Source organism: Microbacterium murale (assembly GCF_014635185.1).
Classification (GTDB): domain Bacteria; phylum Actinomycetota; class Actinomycetes; order Actinomycetales; family Microbacteriaceae; genus Microbacterium; species Microbacterium murale.
This window is the reverse complement of sequence record NZ_BMCM01000011.1, coordinates 5,001-9,165: the sequence shown is the minus strand read 5'-3', so window position 1 is coordinate 9,165 and position 4,165 is coordinate 5,001. Positions and strand designations below refer to the sequence as shown.

General features: G+C 42.8%; 2 rRNA genes. One reads left to right on the top strand and one right to left on the bottom strand.

The features are described 5' to 3' along the window. Positions 1-23 precede the first annotated feature (23 nt). Positions 24-144 (bottom strand): 5S ribosomal RNA (gene rrf / locus IEV67_RS19220). A gap of 1,938 nt (positions 145-2,082) precedes the next feature. Between rrf and IEV67_RS19215 the strand changes: the two genes are divergently transcribed. Then, positions 2,083-3,892 (top strand): 16S ribosomal RNA (locus IEV67_RS19215). The last annotated feature ends 273 nt before the right edge of the window (positions 3,893-4,165 follow it).

Here is a 4,165-nt window from a genome sequence, read left to right as displayed (position 1 = left end):
AAAAAAAAAAAAAAAAGAAATAAAGATTGCAGCACCTGAGTTTCGCGTATGGTCACCCACTACACTACTCGGTCAGGCTCTTACCAGCTTAACTACAGTTGATCGGACGGGAAACGGTGCTTTCTGGTAGATATGGCCGCAACCGATAGTTTAACGGAAACGCAGGTGATATGAGGGCAGGGTCCAGACATGTTCAGTAGGTGGGAGTGAGAGGTGTTATGGGTGGAGGACAATTTTTATTATATTTCATCTAATAGCAATAGGATATGACAGGTGAAAAAGCAAAAGCAATAGTGCATTGTGATGTGGAGAATAAGGTGCATACGATGAAAAAGGTGATTTGTCATTTACAAGAGGTAGGTCGAAACAGAACATGAAAGTTGGTCGGTAGGTGGCATGCAGAGGTAGTTTCAAGGTGACAGGTTATGAAGATATGGTGCAAAAGACAAATGGATGGTGGCAGGCATAGTAAAATGATGGTGTGGAAGACATAGATGGTATTTGTTTTGCATTTACGGCACCGGATGCGGGCGATAATGACGGGAAGAGATTTAGTATGTGGGACAGAATGTCGGCGGCAGTATTGAGACCATGAGAGTAGCAAACGTAAGTCTAAAGGTTGTTTTATAGTAGTTAGGATGTAGAAAATGTATTCCGATAGGCCATTTTACATTTGGAGGGACGGTTGAAAGTGGACAGAGGAAAAGGTGCGGAAATGGCTGATTTTGATTGTTTATGTTTTGTGTGATGATTTTACATTTTTGCATAGTATTAGGTAGTCAGATGAAAGATGAATAGACATAGGAGTAAGAAAACATAGAATAGTTACCGTTATTGGTAGGAGTGTGGTGGGGTGGTATAGTCCGCATTGGGATGTTACTTTCCTGTTATGGCATGGATTTCCCTTTAGGGTCTCTGAAGCGTATTTCCGTCACCGAAAAAGGCAGAAAAAGGGAAACTGAAGGGAGGATAGTAGTAAAGTTTGAATGGTGGTAGTGTAATGTATGATATCCGTTGGTTTTGGTTTCGGTTGTGAAAAGTTTTTTGGTATGATATTTTGCAAGTAGCATATATTTCTTGTGTGAGAAAGGTATATTTTGTATGTTTTGTATGTTCCCGCGCGTTTCCGTATTTTCCGCTTCCGCTTCCGCAGTAAAAAATAGTGAGGAACTGGGTTACCCGGGGCACCTGTCACTTTGGAAAAAAAATATACGCTAAGATTTTTGGAGAATAGCTTAAATTGAAGTTTTTCTCGGCGAGAAATACGTAGTTAAGGCAGAGCGACAGAGAGGGCAAAAGAAAATAAAAGTAAGATTTTAGTTTGTAATGGGAGGGGGGGTTTAGTCATGGAGTACAAGTGTGAGGAAAAGTAGTTGGGAGGTACTTCATGCGAAAGCAGTTGAAGACAAGTTCGAAAAGAGTTTGGAAACGAATTCGAGTAGGCTTGTCGTTCGTTATGTTTTTGTAAATGGCCTCGTCAAACGGTGGAGAGAGTCGCTAGGTGATCGTCAGATCTGCCTAGTCTCTATACAGCGTGTTTAATTGACATGGGTTGATGCGTATTGAGAGATACAATTTGGGAAGAAATTCCCAGAGTGTGTTTCTTTTGCGTTTAACCTGAACAGTCTCATCGTGGGCATCTTGCGATTCCATTGGTGAGCAGCGAAGGATTTGGTGGATTACTAGCTAATAGCAATCTATTTCAAAGAATTCAAACTTGGGGGAATGCCTTGTTGAATAGCCGGTCGCAAGACTGTGATTCTTCAAGTGTAACCTCCTCTCAAATCAGCGATATCAAACGTACCATTCCGTGAAACACCGGGGTATCTGTTTGGTGGAACCTGATTAGAGGAAACTCAAAGAGTGCTATGGTATGGTGACGGAGTGCGCTGGTCAAGAGTGTAAAAGCTTTTTGAACAGAGAGCATTTCCGGCAGCAGAGAGACCTGAAAAAGCAATTTTTCTGGAATTTCAGCTGTTTCCAAACTCAATAAGTATCTTCTAGCAAGAGGGAATAGGTGGGAAAAAAAAAAAGAGATTTCGGTTTCTTTCTTTTTTACTGCTTGTTGCTTCTTCTTTTAAGATAGTTATCTGGTTGATCCTGCCAGTAGTCATATGCTTGTCTCAAAGATTAAGCCATGCATGTCTAAGTATAAGCAATTTATACAGTGAAACTGCGAATGGCTCATTAAATCAGTTATCGTTTATTTGATAGTTCCTTTACTACATGGTATAACTGTGGTAATTCTAGAGCTAATACATGCTTAAAATCTCGACCCTTTGGAAGAGATGTATTTATTAGATAAAAAATCAATGTCTTCGGACTCTTTGATGATTCATAATAACTTTTCGAATCGCATGGCCTTGTGCTGGCGATGGTTCATTCAAATTTCTGCCCTATCAACTTTCGATGGTAGGATAGTGGCCTACCATGGTTTCAACGGGTAACGGGGAATAAGGGTTCGATTCCGGAGAGGGAGCCTGAGAAACGGCTACCACATCCAAGGAAGGCAGCAGGCGCGCAAATTACCCAATCCTAATTCAGGGAGGTAGTGACAATAAATAACGATACAGGGCCCATTCGGGTCTTGTAATTGGAATGAGTACAATGTAAATACCTTAACGAGGAACAATTGGAGGGCAAGTCTGGTGCCAGCAGCCGCGGTAATTCCAGCTCCAATAGCGTATATTAAAGTTGTTGCAGTTAAAAAGCTCGTAGTTGAACTTTGGGCCCGGTTGGCCGGTCCGATTTTTTCGTGTACTGGATTTCCAACGGGGCCTTTCCTTCTGGCTAACCTTGAGTCCTTGTGGCTCTTGGCGAACCAGGACTTTTACTTTGAAAAAATTAGAGTGTTCAAAGCAGGCGTATTGCTCGAATATATTAGCATGGAATAATAGAATAGGACGTTTGGTTCTATTTTGTTGGTTTCTAGGACCATCGTAATGATTAATAGGGACGGTCGGGGGCATCAGTATTCAATTGTCAGAGGTGAAATTCTTGGATTTATTGAAGACTAACTACTGCGAAAGCATTTGCCAAGGACGTTTTCATTAATCAAGAACGAAAGTTAGGGGATCGAAGATGATCAGATACCGTCGTAGTCTTAACCATAAACTATGCCGACTAGGGATCGGGTGGTGTTTTTTTAATGACCCACTCGGCACCTTACGAGAAATCAAAGTCTTTGGGTTCTGGGGGGAGTATGGTCGCAAGGCTGAAACTTAAAGGAATTGACGGAAGGGCACCACCAGGAGTGGAGCCTGCGGCTTAATTTGACTCAACACGGGGAAACTCACCAGGTCCAGACACAATAAGGATTGACAGATTGAGAGCTCTTTCTTGATTTTGTGGGTGGTGGTGCATGGCCGTTCTTAGTTGGTGGAGTGATTTGTCTGCTTAATTGCGATAACGAACGAGACCTTAACCTACTAAATAGTGGTGCTAGCATTTGCTGGTTATCCACTTCTTAGAGGGACTATCGGTTTCAAGCCGATGGAAGTTTGAGGCAATAACAGGTCTGTGATGCCCTTAGACGTTCTGGGCCGCACGCGCGCTACACTGACGGAGCCAGCGAGTCTAACCTTGGCCGAGAGGTCTTGGTAATCTTGTGAAACTCCGTCGTGCTGGGGATAGAGCATTGTAATTATTGCTCTTCAACGAGGAATTCCTAGTAAGCGCAAGTCATCAGCTTGCGTTGATTACGTCCCTGCCCTTTGTACACACCGCCCGTCGCTAGTACCGATTGAATGGCTTAGTGAGGCCTCAGGATCTGCTTAGAGAAGGGGGCAACTCCATCTCAGAGCGGAGAATTTGGACAAACTTGGTCATTTAGAGGAACTAAAAGTCGTAACAAGGTTTCCGTAGGTGAACCTGCGGAAGGATCATTAAAGAAATTTAATAATTTTGAAAATGGATTTTTTTGTTTTGGCAAGAGCATGAGAGCTTTTACTGGGCAAGAAGACAAGAGATGGAGAGTCCAGCCGGGCCTGCGCTTAAGTGCGCGGTCTTGCTAGGCTTGTAAGTTTCTTTCTTGCTATTCCAAACGGTGAGAGATTTCTGTGCTTTTGTTATAGGACAATTAAAACCGTTTCAATACAACACACTGTGGAGTTTTCATATCTTTGCAACTTTTTCTTTGGGCATTCGAGCAATCGGGGCCCAGAGG